Below are 24,161 nucleotides of genomic sequence, written 5' to 3' on the forward strand. Positions count from 1 at the left end.
CCGCGAGGCCGAGGAGCCCGCGCCGGGACAGCCCGCGGGCCGGCGGCTCGGCGGGTGCCGTGCCGTCGGGGGACGGGGTGGTGTCGTCGGTGGTCATCGGGGTCCTCGGTCCTCGTGGGTTCCTCGGGTGCGCGGGTCCGGGGTGCGCGGCTCGCGCCTCGCCGGGCCGGTCGCGCCGCGGGTCAGGCCGCGCCGGTGATGGTCGCGGTGAGCTGCGAGAGGGGCTCGCTCACGGCGTCGACCGCCGCGGCCAGCGCCTTGATGTCCTCGGGTGAGAGCGCGTCGTACGTCGGGAAGCCCGTGTCGACGCTGCCCTGCTCGGCGAGGAGGCCGCGCAGCGCGGTGAACCGCTCGTCGAGCGTCGCGACGAGCTCCGCGTCCTCCGCCTCGGCGACGTCCCGCAGCACCTCGACCGCGACCCACGCGCCGTCGACGTTGGCCTCGAAGTCCCACAGGTCGGTGTGCGACCAGATCTCCTCCTCGCCGGTGACCTTGCCGCCGGCGACCTCGTCGAGGAGCTCCTTGGCGCCGTTCGCGATCTGGAAGGACTCGAACGTGAAGTCGTCGGCGTTGACCTGGTCCGCGAGCTGCTGGGTGTACCGCACGAGGTCGGCCGCGGCCACCTGACGCTGCTCGGGGGTCAGCGGCGTGTACGCGACCCCGCCGTTGTCCTCGGGCGCCGGTGCCCACAGGTCCTTCTCGACGTAGTGCCAGCCGCTCCACGCCTGACCCTCCTCGAGGTCGGCCTCCCGCAGGTCGAGCAGCGGGTCGAGGTCGCCGAACGACTCGGCGACGGGCTCGACGCGCTCCCAGTGCACGCGCGTCGGGGCGTAGAGCTGGCGCGCGGCCTCGTCGTCGCCCGCGACGTAGGCGTCGGCGAACGCCTGGGTGCCGGTCACGAGGCTCGCGACCTGGTCCTTGACGTAGGCGACGTACGACGCCTCGGCCGCCGCGAGCTGCTGCGCGGTGTCGCCCGTGGGGCCCACGTCGGCGCCCGAGTCGGTCACGGTGAACTCGGCGCGGATGCCGTCACCGACCATGCCGGGCTTGCACGCCGTGAAGTAGCTGCCCGGGCGCGCCTGCACCACGAGGTCACGCGTGAGGCCGGGGCCGATGTTCTCGACCTCGGAGACGACGCGCAGGCCGTCCTCGCCGAGCAGGTAGAACTCGGTGACGTCGTCGCCGGAGTTCGTCACGGAGAACGTGAGCGTGCCCGAGGGGGCCTCGGCCGCCGAGACCGCGCAGTCGGACGCGGACGAGTCGACGGTCAGGACGCCGCCCGTCGTGGCGTCGCGCCCGTCGGGCGCCGACGCGGCGGGCTCGTTCGCGACGCAGCCCGCGGCGAGGGGCAGCACGAGCGCGGCGAGGGCGGCTGCGGTGAGGGCGGGGCGGGGCATGACGGTCCTCCGGGGGCGGGGCGGGGTCTGCGGCGGTGGTGCGCGCGCGGCGGCGGTGGTGCCGGGGCGGGTCGGGCGGTCGGTCGGGCGAGGCCCGCGACGACGGGGAGCTCAGGCGGGCGCGGCGGCGGTGCTCACGGCGGGGGCGGGTGTGCGGGCCGGGGCCGGCGGTCCGCCCCACGTCGTGCGCACGAAGAAGAACGCGGTCGGGACGACGTACGCGACCCAGGCGACCAGCTCGAGCCACGTGGTGGCGGGGGAGAAGTTGAAGACGCCCTTGAGCAGCGTGCCGTACCAGCTCGACGGCGGGATGGTGGCCGAGACGTCGAACGCGAGGTTCGACAGGCCGGGCAGGATGCGGGCCTCCTGCAGGTCGTGCACGCCGTAGGACAGCACCCCGGCGGCCACGACGACGAGGAACAGGCCGGTCCACGCGAAGAACGTGCGCAGGTTCAGGCGCACCGCGCCGCGGTACACGAGCCAGCCGAGCACCACGGCGGTCGCGAGCCCGAGCGCGGCGCCGAGCAGCGGCGAGGTCGAGGCGCCCGTGGCCTTGGCCCCGGCCCACAGGAACAGCGCGGTCTCGAGGCCCTCGCGCCCGACGGCGAGCAGTGCCATGACCGTGACCGCGCCCTTGCCGGCGCTGATCGCGTCGTCCAGGCGGCTGTGCAGGTCCGCCTTGAGGTGCCGGGCGGTCCTCGCCATCCAGAAGACCATCCACGTGATGAGCCCGACGGCGACGATCGAGAGCGAGCCCCCGATGGCCTCCTGCGCCTCGAACGTCAGGCCCTGCGGGCCGAACGTGAGGAGCGCGCCGAAGCCGAGCGAGACGACGGCGGCGATGCCGACGCCGGACCACAGCGCGGGCAGCAGGTCCCGGCGCCCCGTCCGCACGACGTAGGCGACGAGGATCCCGACGACGAGCGCCGCTTCGAGGCCCTCGCGCAGGCCGATCAGGTAGTTGGCGAACATGGCGGCTCTCGCTCCAGGACCGGCCCGTCCCCGCGTCCGGGGGTGTCGGTGGGTGGCTGTCGTAGTGAGGGATGCCTTACCTCACCGTGGGGAATGTACTGCACCCCGCGCGCCGCTCGGGAGGCGTCTCGCGGACGGGTGGGTGTGAGAGCCGTCACCCGCGACCGCGGGCATCACGCCGCGCGGGCGGCAGCCAGGCGGGTGCGGAGGGCGGGCCACGCGTCGGCGAACGCGGGCAGCAGAGGCAGCGCGTCGACCTCCGCGGCGGCCACCCACCGCACCTCGAGGCTCTCCGCGTCGGTCACGGCCGGCTCGAACGCCGTGACCGCCTCGGCGAGCACGGTCGTGTAGCTCCAGGTCCCGTGGTCCAGCACGTGCGTCCCGAGCACGCGCACCGCACGCGCCGGCACGCCGGCCTCCTCGTGCGCCTCCCGCAGCGCCGCGTCGGCCGCGGACTCCCCGGGGGCGCGCGCACCGCCCGGCAGCCCCCAGGTCCCACCGTGGTCGCTCCACAGCGCACGGTGCTGCAGCACGACCGCGTCGAGCCCACCCGACCCCGCGTCCCAGCGCCCGAGCAGCAGCCCCGCCGCGCCGAGCAGCCCCCAGTGCCGCCGCCCGCACGCGCACTCGACCCAGCCGTCGCCCGGCAGGCGGTGGTGCGCGTGCTCCGTCATGCGGCCGGACCGTGGCCCGTCAGCCGACGATGTCGCAGATCGCGGTGCCGGCGCTCACGCTGGAGCCGACGCCCGCGGCGAGCCCCGTGACGGTGCCTGCGCGGTGCGCGACGAGCGGCTGCTCCATCTTCATGGCCTCGAGCACGACGACGAGGTCGCCCTCCGCCACCTGGGCGCCGTCCTCGACCGCGACCTTGACGATCGTGCCCTGCATCGGCGAGGCGAGCGTGATCCCGCCGGCGCTCGCGGTCGCCCGCGACGGCGCACGCCGGACCGGTCGGCGCGCGGACCCGTTGGGCCGGCCCCGGCCACCGCCGAGCGCGAGCGCGGACGGCAGCACGACCTCGAGCCGCTTGCCGCCGACCTCGACGACGACGCGCTCGAACGACTCGGGCTCCTCGGGCTCGGCCGGGCGGGTCCCGACGGGAGCCACGGGAGCACCCGCGAGCCCCGGCAGCCGGTCCGCGAACTCGGTCTCGATCCAGCGCGTGTGCACGCGGAACGCCTCCTGCGGGTCCGCGGGGACGAAGGCGTCCTCCTCGAGCACCGCGCGGTGGAACGGCACGACCGTCGGGATCCCGACGACCTCGAGCTCGGCGAGCGCCCGGCGGGCCCGCTCGACGGCCTGGCGGCGCGTGGCGCCCGTGACGATGAGCTTGGCGACCATCGAGTCGAACGCGCCCGAGACGGTGTCGCCCTCGACGACGCCCGAGTCGACCCGCACGCCCGGCCCGGCGGGGAAGCGCAGCGTCGTGATGCGACCCGGCGCGGGCAGGAACCCGGCGGCCGGGTCCTCGCCGTTGATCCGGAACTCGATCGAGTGCCCGCGCGTGGCCACGGAGTCGTAGCCCAGCGGCTCGCCCGCGGCGATGCGCAGCTGCTCGCGCACGAGGTCGATGCCGCTGACCTCCTCGGTCACCGGGTGCTCGACCTGGAGCCGGGTGTTGACCTCGAGGAAGCTGACCGTGCCGTCGGCGCCCACGAGGAACTCGCACGTCCCGGCGCCGACGTAGCCGGCCTCGCGGAGGATCGCGACCGACGCGCGGACGAGCTCGGCGTTCTGCTCGTCGGTCAGGAACGGCGCGGGCGCCTCCTCGACGAGCTTCTGGTGGCGGCGCTGCAGCGAGCAGTCGCGCGTCGAGACCACGACGACCGTGCCGTGCGCGTCGGCGAGGCACTGGGTCTCGACGTGGCGCGGCCGGTCGAGGTACCGCTCGACGAAGCACTCGCCGCGCCCGAACGCCGCGGTGGCCTCGCGGACCGCCGAGTCGAACAGCTCGTCGATCTCGTCGGCCTCGCGCGCGACCTTGAGCCCGCGCCCGCCACCGCCGAACGCGGCCTTGATCGCGACGGGCAGCCCGTGCTCCGCGGCGAACGCGTGGATCTCCCGCACGTCGAGCACCGGCTCGGGGGTCCCGGCGACGAGCGGCGCGCCGGCGCGCTGCGCGATGTGCCGGGCGCTGACCTTGTCGCCGAGCTGCTCGATGGCGGAGGGCGGCGGGCCGATCCACGTCAGGCCGGCGGCGATCACGGCGCGCGCGAAGTCGGCGTTCTCGGCGAGGAAGCCGTAGCCGGGGTGCACGGCGTCCGCGCCGGAGCGCCGCGCGACGTCGAGCAGCTTGCCCATGTCGAGGTACGTCTCCTGGGCGCGCGCGCCCTCGAGCGCGTACGCCTCGTCGGCGGAGCGCACGTGCAGGGCCTCACGGTCGGGATCGGCGTAGACAGCGACGGAGCCGATGCCGGCGTCGCGGCACGCGCGGGCGATGCGGACGGCGATCTCGCCGCGGTTGGCGACGAGGACCTTCGAGATGGGGGGCACGGCTCACCGTAACGTGGCCAGGGTCGCAGGTCCCACCTGCTGCGCCGGAGCGCCCGAAGATTGGGGATGTGGCCATCGGGCGCGGACCGGTCTTGTAGGACTCCTCCAACGGCGCGCCGACGATGTCCGGTCGTGGGCCGCGCGGTTGTCCGGTGGGGACAACGCGCGCGGCGGCGGTCAGCGGGCCGGGGTCGTGCGCCAGAGCTCCGGCAGCGTCACGCCGACCTCGCCGAGGAGCTCGCGGAGCAGCGGCAGGCTCAGCCCGACGACGCCGTGGTGGTCGCCCTCGATGCCGGTCACGAACGCGCCCCCGAGCCCGTCGACCGTGAACGCGCCCGCGACCGCGAGCGGCTCGCCCGTCGCGACGTACGCGTCGATCTCGTCGTCGGTCAGGTCCGCGAAGTGCACGACCGTCGAGGACGTCGCCCCGAGCGTGCCGCCCGTCCCGCGCCCGCCGTCGGCCGCGCCGGGCCGGTCGTCGATCAGCCAGTGCCCCGTGTGCAGCACGCCGCTGCGCCCACGCATCGTCCGCCACCGCGCGACGGCCTGCTCGGCGCTCGCGGGCTTGCCGAAGATCTCGCCGTCGAGCTCGAGCATCGAGTCGCAGCCGAGCAGCAGCAGGTCGTCGTCGGGCTCGTCGTCCGCGGCTGCACCCGCGTCTCCCGCGACGGGCGCTGCGGCGAGCGTCCGGGCGACGTCCTCGACCTTGGCCTGCGCGAGCACCAGGACCGCGTCGGCGGGCTCGAGCTCGCCGAACCGCTCGCGCGCGGCGGCGAGCGTCGCCTCCTCGTCGACCGCGGAGACGGCGACGAGCGGGTCGACCCCCGCCGCGATCAGCGTCGCGCGGCGGGCAGGGGAGGCGGAGGCCAGGAGCAGTCGGGTCACGGCGTGCGAGCCTACCGACGCGCCGGCGGAGGCGCCGGGCCGGACGCCGGTGGCGGCGCCGGACGGACGTTTCCTGTGAATCTGCCCCGCAGCGGGTCCTGGGACCTTCGATTCTCGACCTGCGCGCCCGGCGTGGGCGATGATCAGGCGACACCTGCTCACCGACGCACCGCCGCGACCGGCTCGAGCCTCGACGGACCGTGAGGACCCCTGTTGCCATGACCGACGTTCTCGACCCCACGCCACCGAGCACGGTGGGCCGCGCGCGCGAGCTGCGGCACTCGCGCGGCTGGATCTTCGGCACGATGCTCGTCTCCGCGCTGCTGAGCCTCACGGCGTCGCTCGTCCTCTCGGCCGAGGCGATCACCCTGGCGGCGGACCCGACCTCCAAGCTCGGGTGCGACATCAACTCCGTGATCAGCTGTGCGACGGTCGCGCTCTCCGACCAGGCCAGCCTCCTCGGCTTCCCGAACGCGTTCCTCGGCCTGATGGCCGAGCCGGTGGTCATCACGATCGCCGTCGCGGCGCTCGGGGGCGTGCGGTTCCCGCGCTGGTTCATGTTCTCGGCGCAGCTCGTCTACCTGATCGGCGTGATCTTCGCGTACTGGCTGTTCCAGCAGTCGCTGTTCGAGATCGGCGCGCTGTGCCCCTGGTGCATGCTCGTGACCGTCTCGACGACGCTCGTGTTCGCGTCGCTGCTGCACTACAACATCCGTGAGGACAACCTGTACCTCCCTCGCGGGGTGCAGCGCTGGGCCAAGGAGTTCGTCGACGCCGACAACGACGTCATCGTCATCGTCGCGTGGCTCATCCTGCTGGCGGCGCTGATCGTCCTGAAGCACGGCGCCGCGCTGTTCGCCTGACGGAGCGGTCGCCGAGCGGCGACCGCAGCCCGCGCACCGCTCGACGGGGACGATGAGACTTCTCTCATCGTCCCCGTCGTCGTCTCCGGCGGACGCGGGCCCGGCTCGCGGTCGCGTGGGGTGTGGGAAACCCCGCAGCACCTGCTGGGACGGCTCGATCCGCCCACGCGAGGCGGGCTGCGGCCGGGTGAGACCGCTCCCAAGGCCGCGGCGCCGGATCGTCTCAGTGTCCGAGATGTCCGTTTACGCGTGACGCGCCGCGTGGGTTGACTCCGCTGCCGACAGGGGGGTCGGGTGGCTCGGGGTCGAGCAGCCCGACCGCACGACGACGTGCGGGGCCGGTGCGCACGGGTGCCAGGGGGCAGAGATGGACGTGCGTGCAGGCCGGCGTGGTGTCGGCGTCGTGGTGGGTCGGGCGCTCGTGGTCGCGGTCGCGGCCACGTCGATCAGCCTCGTGCCGGTCGGCGCGGGGGTGGCGGTCGCCGAGACGCCGGTGGCGACCGAGGGGGCTCCGCCGGTCGAGCGGCCGCTCCCCCCGACCGCCGTCCGAGCAGGCGACGGGCTCGACGCGCCGGTCGTGCCGCCCGCGGTCGACGCCGCCGCTGTCCCCGGTGACGAGGCGGCCTCGCCGCGCGTCGCCTGGTGGCCCGGCGCCCTCGCCGCTCCCGAGCTGCTCGTGCCGGCCGCGGACGCCGCCGACCCCGCCGACGTCCCCGAGCCGGCGGCCCCGCCGGCCCCGGGTGCCGTCGTGGCCGAGGGTGCCGCGACCGGCGTGCTGCTCCGGTCCGGCTACCTGCTCGGCGACACGTCGCTCGTGACGTACTTCGACGCCGACGTGGCCGACGGCGACCCGACCTCCTGGGCGCGCTGGTTCGCCACGGTGACCGACGCCGCGACGGGCGCGACGCAGGTGTCCGGCTACCTGGACCGCGACGACCTGGCCCGGTGCGGCTCCCCGCGCGAGTTCTGCCGCAGCTTCGGTGCCGCCGACGGCTGGGTCCTCGACGCGACGCGCACCTACACGGTGACGATCACGGTGCTCGACGAGGCGGGGGAGCGCGCGGACTCGGCACCCTCCGCTGCGGCCCGCCCGCGCACGACCGTCGTCCCGCCGAGCCTCTCGGCCGAGCAGGCGGCCGGCTGCGCGTGCCCCAACGTCCTCGGGCGCACCGTCGACGGCCAGGAGCTGCGCGGTGCGCTCGTGAACACCGGGACCGGCGCGTTCAACCGCACCGAGGCCGACCTGACGATGTCCGGCTTCGGCATCCCGTTCCAGGCGGTGCGCTTCTACTCGTCCGCGAACCCCGGCGTCGGCATGTTCGGCGCGGGCTGGACGTGGACGTACGACGCCCGGGTCGAGGCCGGCGACGGTGCGGACGCGGTGCGGGTGCGCGCGGAGGACGGCGCGGAGGCCGTCTACACGCGGGCCGCCGACGGCTCCTACGAGCGGCCGGCCGGCGTGCGCGCGGTGCTGACCGACCGCCCGGGCGGCGGCTGGGTCCTGACCCCGCCGGACCAGCGCCGGCTCGAGTTCGACGCGAACGGCGTGCTGCTGTCCGTCGAGGACGCCCGCGGCCACGGCGTCACGCTCGCCTACGACAGCGCGGGCCTGCTCACGACCGTCACGGACGCCGCCGGTCGGGTCGTCCGCATCGAGAACCGCCGCGACGTCGAGGCGATCAGCAGGATCACGCTGCCCGACGGGCGCAGCGTGCAGTTCGACTACGACCAGGGTCGCCTCGCGAAGGTCCAGGACGCGCGCGGCCTGACGTGGAGCTACCGGTACTCCGGCGGCCGGCTCACCGAGGTCACGAACGCGCGCGGCAAGCGGGACGTCGCCAACGTGTACGACGCGGACGGCCGCGTCACGCAGCAGACCGACGCGTCGGGTGCCGTGAGCACGTTCGCCTGGGACGCGGGTGAGCAGGTCGCCACCACGACGGACCCCGACGGCGTCGTCTCGCTCGACGGCTACCGCGACAACGTGCTGCTGTACTCGCGCAACGGCAACGGCGAGACGGTCACCTACCGCTACGACGCCCGCCTGAACGAGGGCCTCGTCGTCGACCCCGACGGCAACCAGGCGGCGGCGTCGCACGACCCGAACGGCAACCCGGTCGAGCGCGTGGCCCCGGCCCCGTTCGAGTACGTCGAGCGCAACGCGTTCGACGCGGGCAACAACCTCACGTCGCACACCGACGGCCGCGGCAGCACCTGGTCGTACGCGTACAACGCCGAGCAGGAGCTCACGAGCCAGAGGGACCCCGAGCAGTCCGACGGCTACTCCTACGTGTACGACGCGCGGGGCCTGCTGTCGCGGCGCACGGACCCGCGCGGCAAGGTCACGCGCTACGAGTACGACGCGGCGGGCAACCGCACCGCAGAGGTCGCGGCGACCGGCCGACGCACCGAGTTCACGTACGACGCGACGGGCCGCATGGTGTCGGTCGTCGACCCCCGCGGCACGGTCGCGGGTGCGAGCAAGGACGCCTACCGCACGCGCGTCGTGTACGACCACCAGGACCGCGTGCTCGAGCGGTTCGACCCGGGCAAGAGCGTCCCGGTCCGCACGACGTACGACGAGCTCGGCAACGTCGTCGTCGTGACCGACCAGCTCGCGAACTCCTACCGGTACACGTACGACGACTCGGGCCGGCTCGTCACGCTCAAGGACCCGGTCGGCAACGTCACGGAGCACACCTACACGAAGGCGGGCCGGACGTCGTCGGTCACCGACGGCGAGGGCAACCGCACGTCGTGGACCTACGACGGCCAGGGTCGGGCGAAGACCGAGACGCTGCCGCTCGGCAACCAGGCCCGGCGCGACGGCGAGTCCGAGGCGGAGGCGAAGGCTCGGCGCACCGCGTACACGACGACGTTCCACTACGACTTCCGCGGCAACCTGATCCGCGCGGAGCGCCCGGACCCGCAGGGCCGGCCGGTGCAGGTCGACACGCGCTTCGACGAGCTGGGCCGTCCGGTCCAGCAGATCGACGAGCTCGGGGCGACGACGGGGATCGGCTACGACCCGTCCGGTCACGTCACGAACATCTCCGACGAGACGGGCCAGGACCTCGGCTTCACGTACGACAAGGCCGGCCGCCGCACGGGTGGCTCCGGCGTCGAGTCACCCGCGCGCATCGAGTACGACCAGGCCGGCAACCCGACGCGCCAGGTCACCGCGTCGGGCGGCGTCATCACGTGGGAGTACGACGACGACGGACGCCCGGTGGCGGTCACCGAGCCGCGCGGCCACGTCGCGGGCGCCGACCCGGCCGCGTTCACGACCCGCTACACCTACGACCCGTCGGGCAACCTCGTCGAGGTCCGCGACCCGCTCGGTCACGTCACGAAGGCGGCCTACGACACGTCCGGGCGGCTGTCGTCGACGACCGACCCGACCGGCTCGGCCGTGCGGTACGGCTACGACGCCGCAGACCGGCTGACGTCCGTGCTCGGGCCCGACGCGAGCGGTGAGCAGCAGTCGCTGCGCTACCTGTACGACGCGAACGGGCAGGTCATCAAGCGCCGCGACCCGCTGGGTCACGAGGCGGCGCTCGAGTACGACCGCGCCGGACGCACCAAGGCGACGACCGACCCGCTGGGCCGGCGCCGCGAGTACGTGCACGACGCGAACTCCAACCTCACCCAGCTCGTCGCCGCGCGGGTCGTGGAGGGCGACCCGCGGGTCGACCCGAACCGGGAGGCCCGCACGGTCCTGTTCGACTACGACACGCTCGACCGGCTCACGTCGAAGCAGCTCGGGGCCGACGGGCAGGTCTTCACGTACGGCTACGACGCGAAGAACCGTCTCGTCTCGCTCGCCGACCCGAGCGGCGTGCGCGAGCACGCGTTCGACGCGACGGGACTGCTGACGGGGGTGACGCGCACGGGTGTCGACGGCGCCGTCGAGCAGTTCACGTACGCCTACGACGACCAGGACAACCTGACGTCACGCACGTACCCGGACGGCACGACCGTCGCCGCCACCTACGACGTCGCCGACCGCCTCACGTCGCTGACCGCGACCCGGGGCGGGACGAGCGCGGCGTACGGCTTCGGCTACGACGTCGCCAACCAGCTCACGGCGATCACGTTCCCGGAGTCCACCGGGCTGACCGAGGACCGGGAGTACGACGCGGCGGGTCGGATGACCCGGGTCGCCACGACGCGTGCGGGTGGCGAGGTCGTCTCGTCGCACGACCTGGACCTCGACGCCGCCGGGAACCCCACCCGGATCTCGGCGGCGCGGACCACGACACCCGGCGGCACCCCGGTGACGGAGACCACGGCCTACGCCTACGACAAGGCGCACCGCCTCACCTCCGCGTGCTACGGCGCCGAGAGCTGCACCCCGGGCGCGTCGGCGACGCAGCGGTTCGACTACACCTACGACCTGGTCGGGAACCGGGCCGCGCAGAAGATCACCACCGCGACCGGAACCGCGAGCACCGCGTACACCTACGACGCGGGGGACCAGCTCACGCGCGAGGTCACGTCGGTCACCGGGACGGTCACCGGTCTGGGCGACGTGCGCGCCGGCACCCGGGAGTTCACCTACGACGCCGAGGGCAACCAGACGCGCGCGGGTGACGAGCGGTACTCCTACAACCTCGACGGGTCGCTTGCCTCGGCGACGGCCCGGGGGAGCTCGACGCAGTACGCCTACGACGGCGCGGGGATGCGGCTGGGGTCGGTCACGCGGCCGGAGGGCGAGACCGCCGGTGCGAGTACGGCGACCGCCTGGTCCTGGGACGTCGCGGCCGGGATGCCGCTGCTCGCGACCGAGGCCCTGTCAGGTCTCGACGGGGACGGGGCCGAGACGTCGTCGTCCACCACCTCGTTCCTGTACGCGCCCGACGGGTCACCGCTCGCGCTGCTCGGCGGAGGGGCGACCGAGGAGGGCGAGCAGCCCGGCACGTTCTCGGCCTACGTCCGCGACTGGCTCGGCGGCGTGTCGGGGGTCGTGTCGCAGACCGGTGTGCCGCAGTGGGCCTACGACCACGACCCGTTCGGCAACCCGCGCGGCACCGACCTGGTGGACGGTGGCCGACAGCTCGACCCCGGGGCGCCCACGAACCCGCTGCAGTACGCGGGAGGCTACCGGGACGTCACCCAGTCCGACCGGTACCAGCTGCGGGCACGCAACTACGACTCGTCCACGGGCCGGTTCGACTCGATCGACCCGGTCGCCGGGTCCGGGCAGAACGCCGCGGTGTCGTCGTACGCGTACGTCGCGAACCGACCGACGTTCACGACGGACCCGACGGGCAAGCGGCCCGACGACGCCACGGGCACGGACGCGGGCGTCACGACGACGACGGACCCGTTCGCGGGTCAGCGCGAGGCGGCGAAGAAGGCCGTCGCCGAGGCGGAGGCGCTCGTCTCCCAGATCGGCGACGAGATCATCTCGCTGGTCATGGACCTGATCGGGGTCACGGACGCGAGGAAGTGCATCTCCGAGGGCGACGTCGGGGCCTGCATCTCGACCGCTCTGAACGCCGTGCCCTGGGGCAAGCTCTTCAAGGCGGCGAAGGTCGCGATCAAGGCGGTCGGGGTCGGCAAGCGTCTCGTCGAGGGGTACTCCAAGCTCAAGGCGGCCCGGCGAGCCCTCGACGACATCCCGAAGGCGACGCCGACGAAGGTCACGCCCGACGCCGCCGCGGTCACGAAGGCGAACACCGCGGCCAAGCAGGCGCAGGACGCCGCCGCGTCCACCAGGACCGTCGCGACGAGGACCTCGAAGGAGGTCGCGTCGGCGAAGAAGGCCAACGCGAAGGCGCAGGCGCGCGCCGCGGACGACGTGGCGGAGACAGGAGCCCGGGCCTGCTCGTTCGACGGTTCGACGCCCGTCCTGATGGCCGACGGTTCCCGCAAGCCGATCGCGGAGATCGAGGTCGGTGACGACGTCGTCGCTTCGGACCCGGAGACCGGGGAGCGAGGCGCACGCGACGTCGAGCACGTCTTCGTGCACGAGGACACCGTCACCGACCTGGCTCTCGCCGGCGGCGAGGTTCTCGCGACGACGGAGGACCACCCGTTCTGGTCGGTGACCGACCAGAGGTTCGAGCGGGCCGACGAGCTCGCGGCCGGCGAGCTGGTCCTCACGGCCGACGGTCGCGTCCTCGCGGTGAGCGGTCTGCGGGTCACCACCGCGCGCGCAGCTCTCGCCTACAACCTCGAGGTCGCCGGGGTCCACACGTACCACGTCGGTGCTGACGAGGTTCTCGTCCACAACGCGTGCCGCACGTTCTCGAGCCTCACGCCGTCGGGGGTCATCCCCGACACGGCCGGCGTCTACGTGATCGAGATGAAGGACGGGATGGTGTACGTCGGCTCGGCGACCCTCCGGAACACGATCCACCGGCGCTTGCACCGCGCCTTCACCGACAGCACGCACGCCGTCGCCAGCGCGGGCTACAAGGTCTCGGACGTCGCACAGATCCGGACGATCCCCGTCCCCGGCGGAGCGCCGGCGCAGATCCACAAGATGGAGCAGGCGCTGATCGACTCCTACGGTGGGTGGCGCGGTTCGACGTTGCTGAACCGCTCGAACGTTCCCGGCGTGCCCTGATCGACGGCTGGAGGAGGAAGCTGATGGACGACGAGCGCTTCTGGGCACTCATCGACGAGGCCGTCGAGCGTGCGAGCCGCACCGGTGGTGCCTCGGCGGTGGCGGGGAGTGAGGTCAGCGACGTGCTTGTGGACCGGGCCGCACCCGACGAGGTGGTCCGCTTCACCCGGCACGCGGACGTGGTCGCCGGCCGGGCCGCGACGTGGGACCTGCTGGCGGCGTGCCACCTGATCGACGGGTGGCACTCCGACGACGCCTTCCGCGACTTCCGGGACTTCCTCGTCCTCGCCGGCCGGGCGGTGTTCGAGCGCGCCGTCGAGGACGCGGACTCGCTCGCCGAGCGCGCGCCGCTCGTGCTCGGACGGCGGGACGGCCGTCTCGCCCCGGAGCCGGTCGACGACCTCGCCCGGACCGCCTGGGCGCGGCTGACGGGGTCGGACGACGAGGACGACTGGTTCGAGGCGGTCGCGGCCGCCGCACCGGAGGCCGGGGGCGGCTCTGGCGGCGCCGGGCTGCGAGGAAGGCCGTGGGAGTCCTGGGAGCGGCGTGAGTACGACAGCCGGCTCCCTGCTCTGGTCTCGCTGGTCGGCCTGCGCGGCTGACGGTCTGCGCGGCTGACGGCCTGTGTCGACGGGCTGCGGCGCGCGACGAGGATCGCGAGCGCCGCCAGCAGCAGACCCGTGCACGTGTCGGTGTGCGGCAGGTCGAGCAGGTGGCCCGCGCCGGACATGAGGAACGTCGCGGTCACGTCGTTCGTCAGTGCCGTGCGCCCGAGCGGCGCGAGGACGGCGGTCAGCAGCGGACGGGCGGGGGTCGCCAGCAGCACGAGCGTCCCGGTGACGTACGCGCCGGCCATGAGCCCGCCCGTGACGCCCGACGAGTGGCTCGACCAGGTCTCGGTGATCTCGCCGACGTGCCACGGGATCGCGCTGCCGGCGAGGACGGCGAACACCAGGAACACCGGACCGCTGCCGCGCAGCGTCGGTCGGCCCATGCGCTCGACGACGCCGTACCGCACGAGCGCGGAGCCGACGAGGAAGAGCCCGGGGACGAGCGGCAGCCCGCCCTCGAAGAGCCACAGCGCGAGCGCGACGCCGAGCGCTCCGCCGACGGCGACGAGCCACCGCGGGAGCCAGGAGGACGGGAGCAGCACGAGCAGCCCGAGCACCGCGTACTGGCTGAGCGCCTCGCCGGGGTGCAGGCACGCGTGCCCGATGCCGAGGGGCAGCAGCAGGAGCAGGCGGCGGAGCAGCAGGACGCGGGGGTTCGGGGCGCCGCGCCGGGTCGCGGACTCGAGGAACAGCGTGAACCCGATGCCGAACAGCAGCGAGAAGATCGGGAAGAAGCGCTGGTGCGCGAGCAGCTCGATCCAGCCGCTCGGGTTCCCCAGCGTCGCCGGAGGGTTGGCGTCCGTCTCCTAGTCGAACCGGCGGCGCGGGTGGTGGGGGTCACGCGACCAGCCTCGTGCGCGGTCCCAGGCGGCGCGCCCGTCCGTGGACCCCCGCCCGGTGCGCTCGCTCCGCCCCGGGACGGACGAGGCGTCCACCCGCAGGACCCCTGCGGTTGGACGCCTCGCGTGCGTCGTCCGGCTCAGACCAGCGCGGTCCGCAGCACGTCGAGCGGCAGACCACCGAGCGCGAGCGCGCGCTTGTGGAACTCGCGCAGGTCGAACTGCTCGCCGCGCGCGCGGGCGGAGGCGGCGGCGTCGTCCCGCGCCTGCTCCCAGAGCCGCTGGCCGACCTTGTAGGACGGCGCCTGCCCGGGCCACCCGAGGTAGCGGTTGAGCTCGAAGCGGATGAACGCCTCGGGCATGTTGACGTTCGCGAGCAGGAAGTGCCACGCCTTGTCGGCGTCCCACGTGCCGCCGCCCCACCGCTCGGGCGCGGGCAGGCCGAGGTGGACCCCGATGTCCAGCACGACGCGCGCGGCACGCATGCGCTGACCGTCGAGCATGCCCAGGCGGTCGCCCGGGTCGTCCATGAAGCCCAGGTCGGCCATGAGGCGCTCGGCGTACAGCGCCCAGCCCTCGCCGTGCCCCGAGACCCAGCACGCGAGCCGGCGCCAGGAGTTCAGCGTCGCGCGCTCGTGGACGGCCTGGCCGACCTGGAGGTGGTGCCCGGGGATGCCCTCGTGGAAGACCGTCGTCTTCTCGCGCCACGTGTTGAAGGTCGTGACCGACGGCGGGACGGACCACCACATGCGCCCGGGCCGCGTGAAGTCGTCGCTCGGGCCGGTGTAGTAGATGCCGCCGTTCTGGGTGGGCGCGATGCGGCACTCGAGCGTGAGCAGCGGCTCGGGGATGTCGAAGTGCGTGCCGTTCAGCGCGGCGATGGCGCCGTCCGACGTCTCCTGCATCCAGGCGCGCAGCGCGTCCGTGCCGTGCAGGGTGCGGGTCGGGTCGGCGTCGAGCGCGGCGACGGCCTGCTCGACGGTCGCGCCGGGCCCGGCGATCTGCGCCGCGACCGCCTCCTGCTCGGCGACGACGCGGGCGAGCTCCTCGAGCCCCCACTGGTACGTCTCCTCGAGGTCCACCGTCGCCCCGAGGAAGTAGCGCGACCAGAGCCCGTAGCGCTCGCGGCCCGCGGCGTCGGCCTGCGGGGCCTGCGGGGCGAGCTCGTCGCGCAGGAACGTCGTGAGCTGCGCGTAGGCCTCGCGCGCGGCGGCGGCACCGCGCTCGAGCTCGGCGCGCACGAGCGAGCACGACGCGGACTCGTCGAGCGCCGCGGCGACGTCGGGACCCTGGACGTAGGTCGTGAAGAAGGAGGTCGACGGGTCGGCGAGCTCGGTCGCCTGCTCGATGGCCTCGCGCACCTGGCGGACGGCGGCGACGTGCCCCTGCGACGCGGCGAGGCGCAGCGACTCGATGTAGCCCGCCATCGAGTCCGGGACCGCGTTGAGGCGGGCGGCGACGTTCTCCCACGCCTCGACGGTGCCGGTCGGCATGCTGTCGAACACGTCGCGCAGGCCCTGGACGGGCGAGGCGATGTTGTTGAGGCTCGCGAGGTTCTCGCCGGCCGCATCGAGCTCGAGCTCGAGGCCCAGGCGCTCGCGCATCGCGGACAGCGTGACCTCGTCGACCTCGTCGGCCGGCGCGTGCGCGTCGAGCGCGACGAGCGTGCTGCGCGTCGCGTCGGCGCGCGCGGCGTGGCCCGCGGGGGACAGGTCGGTCATCTCGTGGTCGAACCCCGCGACGCCCATCTCGGTCGCGAGGACGGGGTCGAGGCGCGCGACCGTTATGACGTGCGCGTCGGCGATCGCGTCGATCGGGGTGGGTTCGCGGCGGCTGCTGAGGTGCTGGTTCGTGCTCACGCAGCGACCCTACCCGGCGGTCCGGCGCTCCTCGATGAGTGCGGCGACCCCGTCGAGCAGGCGCGCGAGCCCGAAGTGGAACGCGTGGTCCGGGTCGTACGCGGCCTGCAGCGCCTCGCCCGCGACCGGTCCGACGCGCGCGACGGTCGGGTAGCGCTCGGCGTCGAAGACGCGGTCGACGTAGGGGGCGGTCGCGTCCCACCACTGCTGCTCGGTGACGCCGGTGGTCCGCTCGGCCTCGCCCTTCTCGAGCAGGCCGCCGACGGTGCCGTTGACGAAGCCGTTGAGCAGCGTCACGACCGAGTCCATCTCGAGCTCGTCGAGCCCCGTCCCGTCGACCGCCCGCAGCTCGATCTCGTACTTCGCCATGAGGTGCGGGCCGAGCGGCGGGCGGCCCGTCGCGACGTGCAGCGCCCAGGGGTGCCGGACGTAGAAGTCCCAGTTGGCGCGCGCCACCTGCTCGAGGCGCTCCCGCCACGGGGTCTGCGGTGACGGCGGGCCGTCGGGGTACACCTCGGCGAGCGCCCGGTCGAGCATGAGGTCGATGAGCTCGCCCTTGCCGGGCACGTGCGTGTAGAGCGACATCGCACCGACGCCGAGCTGCTCGGCGACGCGGCGCATCGACAGGACCGCGAGCCCCTCGGCGTCGGCGAGCGCGATCGCGGCGTCGACGATGCCGTCGACGGTGAGCCGGGCGCGGGGGCCGCGGGTGGGACGCGGGTGGTCGTCCCCCCGCCAGAGCAGCTCCATGCTGCGGGCCGGGTCGCCCGTGCCCGTGAACTCGGTCGCCATGCCGCCATCCTCCCGCACACGGTCGCCGTGCCGTCGACCGTCCGGCGGCAGAAGGCTCGACAACCCCGTACAGCGTACGCTAACGTCGGTCGAGCAAACTCCGTACGGCATACGGGAAAGGCAGTCCATGACCCCGCCCGCCATCCGCCTGCACCACCTCACCAAGAGCTACGGCCCGCGCACCGTGCTCGACCGGGTCGACCTCGACGTCCCCGCCGGGAGCGTCCTCGGTCTGCTCGGCCCGAACGGCGCCGGCAAGACCACCGCCGTCCGCATCCTCACCACGCTGCTCCGCCCCGACTCCGGCACCGCCGAGGTCGCCGGCCACGACGTGCTGCGCGACCCGCACGAGGTGCGCCGGAGCATCGGCCTCGTCGGCCAGAGCGCCGCGCTCGACGAGGTGCTCGACGCGCGCCAGAACCTCGTCATGTTCGGGCGCCTGCACCACCTCGGCGTCCGGGCGGCACGCGTGCGTGCGGACGAGCTGCTCGAGGCGTTCGGCCTCGCCGGGACCGGCGCCAAGGCCGTCCGCGACTTCTCCGGCGGCATGCGCCGGCGCCTCGACCTCGCGGCGAGCCTCCTGCTCGCCCCGCCCGTGCTGTTCCTCGACGAGCCGACCACGGGCCTCGACCCCCAGGGCCGGCTCGACGTCTGGGCCGCCGTGCGCACGCTCGTCGGCGACGGCACGACCGTGCTGCTCACGACGCAGCACCTCGACGAGGCCGACCGCCTCGCGGACCGCGTCTGCGTGCTCGACGGCGGCCGGGTCGTCGCGGACGGGACGCCCGCCGCGCTCAAGTCCGCGACGGGCGGGGACCGGATCGACGTCGTGCTCGCCGACGCCGCCGACCTCGGGCGGGCCGCGGAGCTCGTCGGCCGAGCGCTCGGCGCGCCCCCGGCGGACGTGGGCACCGACGTCGCGGCGCGCCGCGTGACCGCACCCGTGACCGACCGGATGGGTGCGCTCGCCGCGGTCGTCGCCGCCCTCACGGAGGCGGGGCTCGCGGTCGACGACCTCGGGCTGCGCCGCCCGACGCTCGACGAGGCGTACCTGCGCCTCACGGGGCACGGCGCGCACAGTGACGACCCCGCCCGGCCGGGCCCGGCCGCGGAGCAGGACCCCACCCCGCAGCCGGGCGGCACCGTCCCCGCAGGCTCCGGCACCGCCCGCACCGCCGAGGAGGCCGCATGACCACGACCCTGACCGCGCCGGCGGTCCGCACGCCCGCACCCACCGGATCCGCGCTGCGCTGGGCGCTCGTCGACGGCTGGACGATCGCGCTGCGCGACCTGCAGCACTGGCGGCGCCAGCCCGGACAGCTCGCCGTCGGGCTGCTGTTCCCGGTGCTCATGGTGGTGATGTTCGGGTACCTGCTCGGGGGCGGGATGGCCGTCGAGGGCGGCGGCAGCTACCTCGACTTCCTCATGCCGGGGATGTTCGCGCTCACGATGGTCTTCGGCCTCGAGGCGACGATGACCGCGGTCGCGACCGACGCGGAGAAGGGGGTGACCGACCGGTTCCGGTCGATGCCGATGTCGTCCGCCGGCGTCGTCCTCGGGCGCTGCTTCGCCGACATGCTCAACTCCGTGGTCGGCCTCGCGGTCATGGTCGCGTTCGGCCTCCTCGTCGGCTGGCGCTGGCACGAGGGCCCCGCGCGCGCCGCGCTCGCGATCGTGCTGCTGCTCCTGCTGCGGTTCGCGTTCCTGTGGGTCGGGATCTTCCTCGGGCTCGTCGCGCGCGGGCCCGGCATGGTGGTCGCGGTGCAGATCATCGTGTGGCCGTTCGCGTTCCTGTCGAACGCGTTCGTGCCGACCGAGACCATGCCCGCGTGGCTCGGGACGCTCGCGCAGGTCAACCCCATGGCGGCGAGCGTCGCGGCCGCGAGGGAGCTGTTCGGCAACCCGGGAGTGGGCGGGGACGGCTGGCTGGCCGAGCACGCCGTCTTCGCCGCGGTCGTGTGGCCGGCCGCGCTGGCCGTGGTGTTCCTCGCGCTCGCGGTCCGGCGCTGGACGACGCTCGGGCGCTGACGGGTGCGGCGCCGCCCGGGCCCCCGCCGCGTCGCGGACCGGCCCGGTCGGCGCGACCGTGCGGTCAGCCGCGCAGGCTCCAGCGCCACGCGTCCGGTGCGGCGCCCGGGGTGACGCTGCCGCGCAGCACCCGTGCCCGGTCCGTCCACGCGCTGCGCGGGGAGGTCGCGGTGGTGTCCGCCTCGGACGCCGCCGCGACCAGCCCGGCGACGAGGGCGGCGAGCTCGACGTCGTCGGGCGCCCCGCGCACCACGCGCACGTGCGGGCGCGGGGCGGGTGTCGACGGGACGTCCGGCGACGGCGGGCCCCCGGGGGCCGACGGCGCGGCGCTCACTCGTCGTCCTCGTGGTCGTCGAAGAGCACGGGGGCCCCGCGCGAGGCGCCCCACTCCGAGACCTCGAAGCCCGACTCGAGGAGACGGCGCGCGATCTGCTCGCCCGCGTCGTCGACGAGCCCCAGGACCGAGTCCATCGACAGGTCGGACGTGCCGGCCTGCGGCCCGACGACGAAGCCGAGGTGGAAGGTCTCGACCTCCTCGGCCCCCGGCGGGGTGTCGGCGTCGGACTCGTCCTCGTCGGCGTCGTCCCACGTCATGCCGGTGAGGTCGGGGTGCAGCCCCAGGCGCTCGTGCACGAGGTCGTACAGCGCGGCGTTGAGGCCCGAGACGCGCGCCTCGATCGCGAGGATCCGCGGGTCCTCGTCGGCCTCGTGCGCGCCGAACTCCGCACGCACGCCCACGGCCGTCTCGATGTACTCGTGCAGCACCGCGGTGAGCTCGTCGACCGTGACGTGCAGCTCGGCCGCGTCGACGCCGCTCAGCGGGTCCGGGCCGTGCGCGGGGTGGTCGTGACCCTCGTGGTCGTGCCCCTCGTGGTCGTGGCCGGCGTGCTCGTCGCCGTGCCCGCCCTCGTGGGGCCCCGACGCGCTGTCGTCCCCGCCGCCGGTGCCGCCACCCGTGCCCGTGGGCTCCTCGACGCCGCTCACAGCGGGATGTTCCCGTGCTTCTTGGGCGGCAGGCTCGCGCGCTTGGTGCGCAGCAGGCGCAGCGCCTTCACGATCTCCGTGCGCGTGTGCGACGGCGGGATGACCGCGTCGACGTAGCCGCGGTCCGCGGCGTCCCAGGGGTTCACGATGGCCTCCTCGTACTCGCGCGTGAGCCGGGCCCGCTCCGCCTCGACGTCGCCGCCGGCGTCGGCGACGGTCTTGAGCGCGCCGCGCTGCAGGATGTTCACCGCACCTCCGGCGCCCATGACCGCGATCTGCGCCGTCGGCCAGGCGAGGTTGACGTCCGCGCCCAGCTGCTTGGAGCCCATGACGATGTACGCGCCACCGTACGCCTTGCGGGTGATGACGGTGACGAGCGGGACGGTCGCCTCGGCGTACGCGTAGATGAGCTTGGCGCCGCGGCGGATGATGCCGTTCCACTCCTGGTCCGTACCGGGCAGGAACCCGGGGACGTCGACGAACGTCAGGACCGGGATGTTGAACGCGTCGCACGTGCGCACGAAGCGCGCGGCCTTCTCGGCGGCGTTGATGTCGAGCGTCCCGGCCATCGAGAGCGGCTGGTTCGCGACGATGCCGACCGGGTGCCCCTCGACGTGCCCGAACCCGACCAGCACGTTCTGCGCGTAGAGCGGCTGCACCTCGAGCAGGACACCGTCGTCCACGACGTGCTCGACGACGGTTCGCATGTCGTACGGCTGGGAGTCGGAGTCGGGCACGAGCGTGTCGAGCTCGGCGTCCTCGTCGCTGACCGCGAGGTCGGCCTCGTGGGAGAACGTCGGCGGGTCCGTGAGGTTGTTCTGCGGCAGGTACGACAGCAGCGAGCGCACGTAGTCGATCGCGTCGTCCTCGTCGGACGCGAGGTAGTGCGCGACGCCCGACTTCGTGTTGTGCGTCGTCGCGCCGCCGAGCTCCTCGAAGCCGACGTCCTCGCCGGTCACGGCCCGGATCACGTCGGGGCCGGTGATGAACATGTTCGAGGTGCCGTCGGCCATGACGATGAAGTCGGTCAGCGCGGGGGAGTACACGGCGCCGCCCGCGCTCGGGCCGAGGATGAGGCTGATCTGCGGGATCACGCCGGACGCGGCGACGTTCCGGCGGAAGATCTCCGCGAACTGGGTGAGGCCCGCGACGCCCTCCTGGATGCGCGCGCCGCCGCCGTCGCTGATGCCGATGAGCGGCACGCCGGTGCGCAGCGCGAGGTCCATGACCTTGGTGATCTTCTGGCCGTGCACCTCCCCGAGGCTCCCGCCGAAGACCGTGAAGTCCTGCGAGTACACCGCGACCGGCCGGCCGTCGACCGTCCCGTGCCCGACGACGACGCCGTCCCCGGCCACGCGCTTCTTCTCGAGCCCGAAGTTGGTCGAGCGGTGCCGCACGAACGCGTCGAGCTCCGTGAACGAGCCCTCGTCGAGCAGCGCGTCGATGCGCTCGCGGGCGGTCTTCTTGCCACGGGCGTGCTGCTTGGCCGCGGCGTTCTCCTCGGGCGTCACGACGGCGGCCTGGTGGCGCGCCGCGAGGTCCTCGATCTTGGCGGCCGTGCTGCTCTGGGGTGTCGGCCGGGCTGCGGGCCTGTCGGGTGCGTCGGTCACCCGACAGAGGCTAGTTGCCCGGCGCCCCGGACCGGCGCTCGTCGGCGGCACGCGTCTGCGGGTGCGCGTTGTGCGAACCCGACAAGCGCGCGACCGCGGCGCGCGCGACCGGGCGATGGATGATGTCCCCATGGACACCGCCCCCGACCGTCCGGCGCTGCGCGAGCACGTGCTCCGTGAGCTCCTGCTGGCCCCGGCCGGGCCGCTCGCACGGCTCGACGTCGTCGAGCGGACGGGCTCGACGAACGTCGACCTCGCCGCCGCGCTGCGAGCCGAGCCCGACGCGTGGCCGCACCCGAGCCTGCTCGCCGCCGAGGCGCAGGACTCCGGCCGGGGGCGCGCGGGCCGCACGTGGGAGACGCCCGCGCGCTCGGCGCTCATGCTGTCGTTCGCGCTGCGCCCCACCGCGCCGGTGACGTCGTACGGGTGGCTCCCGCTGCTCGCGGGCCTCGGTGCGGTCAACGCGCTGCGGGCCACGGTCGGGGTGCCCGCGGTGCTCAAGTGGCCCAACGACGTCATGGTCCCCGCCCCCGACGGCTCCGACCTCGCCGGCTGGGGCCCGCTGCGCAAGGTCGGCGGGATCCTCACCGAGCTCGTCACGACGCCGGCCGGCTCGGCCGTCGTGGTCGGCATCGGCATCAACGTCTCGCAGACGCCCGGCGAGCTCCCGGTGCCGAGCGCGACCTCGCTCGCGCTCGCGGGCGGCCGCGACGTCGACCGGGAGATGCTGCTCGTCGCCCTCGTCAGCGCGCTCGCGGAGGTCACGGCGCGCTGGTCGGAGCACGGCGGCGACGTGCACGCCGCCGGCCTGGTCGAGGACGTCTCCGCGGTGTGCGCGACGCTCGGCACGCAGGTGCGCGTCGAGCTCCCGGGCGGGCGCGAGGTCACGGGCACCGCGCAGCGCCTCGACCGCGAGGGTGCGCTCGTCGTGGTCGACGCCTCGGGCGCCGAGCACCAGGTGCTCGCGGGTGACGTGCATCACGTCCGTGCAGCCCGGTGAACTACGCTCGTCCGCGTGGATGACGGCCCTGACCTGACGGACGAGACGCAGCCCGAGAAGGGCGCCGGCCACGACCTCCCGTCGACGCTCGCGGCCCTCGACGAGTCCCTGCTCGGCGGCCCCCGCACCCTGACGCTGCGCGACCTGGCGACCCGGACGGACTCCGACCTCGACCGGATCCGGCTGTTCTGGCAGACGCTGGGCCTCCCGCACACCGCTCCCGACGACGCCGTGTTCACCGAGCAGGACGCCGAGGCGCTCGACCGGATGAGCCGGCTCATGCGCGAGCACGGGGTCAGCCTGCGCACCGCTGTGTCGCTCACGCGCGCTCTCGGCCACACCGCCGACCGGCTCGCGCTGTGGCAGGTCGAGGCGCTCGTCGAGGACCTCGCGACCCGGTACGCGCTCGACGACACGTCCTCGCGCCTGCTGGTGCTGGACCGGCTCACCGAGCTCGGGCCGCTGCTCGAGGCCCAGCTCGTGCACGCGTGGCGGCGTCAGCTCGCGGCGGTCGCGGGGCGGCTCGCGGCCGAGTTCGGCGAGCAGCGCACCGCGCCCCCGGACGTCGACGGGCTGCCGCTCGCGCGCGCGGTGGGCTTCGCGGACATGGTCTCGTTCACGCGCCGGACCGCGGGGCTGGGCTCGACCGACCTGTCGGACTTCGTGCAGCGTTTCGAGACCGCGGCGCGCGACGTCGTCACCGCGGCCGGCGGGCGCGTCGTCAAGACGATCGGGGACGCGGTGCTGTTCGTGGCCGACGACGTCGCGACCGGGGCGCAGGTCGCCCTCGGGCTCGCGCGCGTGCTGGGCGGTGAGCTCGACATCGAGCGTGAGCGGGGCGCCGGCGGGCTCGCCGAGCGGGCGCGCGGCGTCACGCCCGTGCGGGTCGGGTTCGTGTGGGGGCGGCTGCTGTCCCGGTTCGGGGACGTGTTCGGGGAGCCCGTGAACCTCGCCGCGCGGCTCACCGACATCGCGGACCCGTCGAGCGTGCTGACGGACCCGGCGACCGCCGCGCTGCTCGAGGGCGACGACCGGTTCGTCGCGGAGCCGCAGCCCGAGCGCGAGCTCGAGGGGCTCGGGGTCGTGCGCCCCGTCCTGCTGCGGGCGGGCGAGGACGCCGCGCCGTCGCCGCGCGACCTGCCGCACGGCCTGAGCTGACCGGCCCGGAGGCTGGCCGGCGGGCCGGCCGGACTGCCTGACCAGGTGGTCGGCTTCCGCTCCACGAGGCGCATCGAATCGATTCGCTCCCGCGCG

The 24,161-nt window shown here is 74.4% G+C and carries 18 protein-coding genes and 1 pseudogene; 8 read left to right on the forward strand and 11 right to left on the reverse strand.

Annotated elements, in window-relative coordinates; all coding sequences use genetic code 11:
- Nucleotides 1-182: 182 nt before the first annotated feature.
- The 5 genes from efeO to AB6N24_RS02785 all read right to left on the reverse strand — a co-directional run bounded on the left by efeO (nt 183) and on the right by AB6N24_RS02785 (nt 5,747).
- On the reverse strand, nt 183-1,397 hold the full coding sequence (gene efeO / locus AB6N24_RS02765) for an iron uptake system protein EfeO (protein WP_412867908.1): 1,215 nt from the start codon (nt 1,395-1,397) through the stop codon (nt 183-185).
- A 111-nt stretch (nt 1,398-1,508) separates the two neighbouring features.
- On the reverse strand, nt 1,509-2,369 hold the full coding sequence (efeU, locus tag AB6N24_RS02770; RefSeq protein ID WP_412867909.1) for an iron uptake transporter permease EfeU: 861 nt from the start codon (nt 2,367-2,369) through the stop codon (nt 1,509-1,511).
- A 173-nt stretch (nt 2,370-2,542) separates the two neighbouring features.
- On the reverse strand, nt 2,543-3,043 hold the full coding sequence (locus tag AB6N24_RS02775) for an NUDIX domain-containing protein (protein ID WP_412867910.1): 501 nt from the start codon (nt 3,041-3,043) through the stop codon (nt 2,543-2,545).
- A gap of 19 nt (nt 3,044-3,062) precedes the next feature.
- Entirely contained in the window at nt 3,063-4,862 is a 1,800-nt protein-coding gene (locus AB6N24_RS02780; protein ID WP_412867911.1) for an acetyl/propionyl/methylcrotonyl-CoA carboxylase subunit alpha, read from the reverse strand.
- 177 nt (nt 4,863-5,039) lie between these two features.
- The gene (locus AB6N24_RS02785) at nt 5,040-5,747 is read right to left on the reverse strand and encodes a nucleoside triphosphate pyrophosphatase (protein ID WP_412867912.1); all 708 of its coding nucleotides are present in this window, start codon (nt 5,745-5,747) and stop codon (nt 5,040-5,042) included.
- 218 nt (nt 5,748-5,965) lie between these two features.
- Between AB6N24_RS02785 and AB6N24_RS02790 the strand changes: the two genes are divergently transcribed.
- From AB6N24_RS02790 to AB6N24_RS02800, 3 genes are all read left to right on the forward strand, one after another.
- The gene (locus AB6N24_RS02790; protein ID WP_412867913.1) at nt 5,966-6,610 is read left to right on the forward strand and encodes a vitamin K epoxide reductase family protein; all 645 of its coding nucleotides are present in this window, start codon (nt 5,966-5,968) and stop codon (nt 6,608-6,610) included.
- 367 nt (nt 6,611-6,977) lie between these two features.
- Complete coding sequence (locus AB6N24_RS02795) at nt 6,978-13,184, forward strand: polymorphic toxin-type HINT domain-containing protein (RefSeq protein WP_412867914.1); 6,207 nt, start codon at nt 6,978-6,980, stop codon at nt 13,182-13,184.
- 23 nt (nt 13,185-13,207) lie between these two features.
- Entirely contained in the window at nt 13,208-13,786 is a 579-nt protein-coding gene (locus AB6N24_RS02800; RefSeq protein ID WP_412867915.1) for a DUF4240 domain-containing protein, read from the forward strand.
- 101 nt (nt 13,787-13,887) lie between these two features.
- Here AB6N24_RS02800 and AB6N24_RS02805 read toward each other — a convergent pair.
- Nucleotides 13,888-14,145 (reverse strand): annotated as a pseudogene (locus tag AB6N24_RS02805) (DUF418 domain-containing protein); the annotation flags it as partial.
- On the opposite strand from AB6N24_RS02805, the gene AB6N24_RS02810 reads away from it, so the two are divergent.
- Nucleotides 14,039-14,605 (forward strand): hypothetical protein, encoded by a 567-nt coding sequence (locus AB6N24_RS02810; protein WP_412867916.1) that lies wholly within the window; start codon nt 14,039-14,041, stop codon nt 14,603-14,605. The pseudogene AB6N24_RS02805 and the gene AB6N24_RS02810 overlap by 107 nt on opposite strands.
- A 169-nt stretch (nt 14,606-14,774) precedes the next feature.
- Here AB6N24_RS02810 and AB6N24_RS02815 read toward each other — a convergent pair whose 3' ends face one another.
- Together AB6N24_RS02815 and AB6N24_RS02820 are read right to left on the reverse strand one after the other, a co-directional pair.
- Nucleotides 14,775-16,493 carry a DUF885 domain-containing protein gene (locus AB6N24_RS02815; protein WP_412867917.1) on the reverse strand — a complete coding sequence of 573 codons (1,719 nt, stop codon included), beginning with the start codon at nt 16,491-16,493 and terminating at the stop codon, nt 14,775-14,777.
- Between the two features lie 9 nt (nt 16,494-16,502).
- On the reverse strand, nt 16,503-17,285 hold the full coding sequence (locus AB6N24_RS02820) for a TetR/AcrR family transcriptional regulator (protein ID WP_412867918.1): 783 nt from the start codon (nt 17,283-17,285) through the stop codon (nt 16,503-16,505).
- A gap of 127 nt (nt 17,286-17,412) precedes the next feature.
- Between AB6N24_RS02820 and AB6N24_RS02825 the strand changes: the two genes are divergently transcribed.
- Complete coding sequence (locus AB6N24_RS02825; RefSeq protein ID WP_412867919.1) at nt 17,413-18,477, forward strand: ABC transporter ATP-binding protein; 1,065 nt, start codon at nt 17,413-17,415, stop codon at nt 18,475-18,477.
- Nucleotides 18,474-19,313: an ABC transporter permease gene (locus tag AB6N24_RS02830; RefSeq protein WP_412867920.1), complete on the forward strand. Its 840-nt coding sequence runs from the start codon at nt 18,474-18,476 to the stop codon at nt 19,311-19,313. Before AB6N24_RS02825 ends, AB6N24_RS02830 begins: the two co-directional genes overlap by 4 nt.
- A gap of 64 nt (nt 19,314-19,377) precedes the next feature.
- On the opposite strand, the gene AB6N24_RS02835 is transcribed toward AB6N24_RS02830, so the two are convergent.
- From AB6N24_RS02835 to AB6N24_RS02845, 3 genes are read right to left on the reverse strand one after another with little or no spacing between them, the layout of a single operon-like run.
- Nucleotides 19,378-19,647, reverse strand: coding sequence for an acyl-CoA carboxylase epsilon subunit (locus AB6N24_RS02835; RefSeq protein ID WP_412867921.1), 270 nt, complete (start codon nt 19,645-19,647; stop codon nt 19,378-19,380).
- On the reverse strand, nt 19,644-20,297 hold the full coding sequence (locus AB6N24_RS02840; protein ID WP_412867922.1) for a hypothetical protein: 654 nt from the start codon (nt 20,295-20,297) through the stop codon (nt 19,644-19,646). The genes AB6N24_RS02835 and AB6N24_RS02840 overlap by 4 nt, the downstream gene beginning before the upstream one ends.
- Nucleotides 20,294-21,907, reverse strand: a complete 1,614-nt coding sequence (locus AB6N24_RS02845; RefSeq protein WP_412867923.1) for an acyl-CoA carboxylase subunit beta — start codon at nt 21,905-21,907, stop codon at nt 20,294-20,296. The genes AB6N24_RS02840 and AB6N24_RS02845 overlap by 4 nt, the downstream gene beginning before the upstream one ends.
- Before the next feature lie 130 nt (nt 21,908-22,037).
- On the opposite strand from AB6N24_RS02845, the gene AB6N24_RS02850 reads away from it, so the two are divergent.
- Together AB6N24_RS02850 and AB6N24_RS02855 are read left to right on the forward strand one after the other, a co-directional pair.
- On the forward strand, nt 22,038-22,907 hold the full coding sequence (locus AB6N24_RS02850) for a biotin--[acetyl-CoA-carboxylase] ligase (protein ID WP_412867924.1): 870 nt from the start codon (nt 22,038-22,040) through the stop codon (nt 22,905-22,907).
- A gap of 15 nt (nt 22,908-22,922) precedes the next feature.
- Nucleotides 22,923-24,065: an adenylate/guanylate cyclase domain-containing protein gene (locus tag AB6N24_RS02855; RefSeq protein WP_412867925.1), complete on the forward strand. Its 1,143-nt coding sequence runs from the start codon at nt 22,923-22,925 to the stop codon at nt 24,063-24,065.
- Nucleotides 24,066-24,161 lie beyond the last annotated feature (96 nt).

Origin of the sequence: Cellulomonas jepli (assembly GCF_047229345.1) — a bacterium.
GTDB lineage: Bacteria > Actinomycetota > Actinomycetes > Actinomycetales > Cellulomonadaceae > Cellulomonas_A.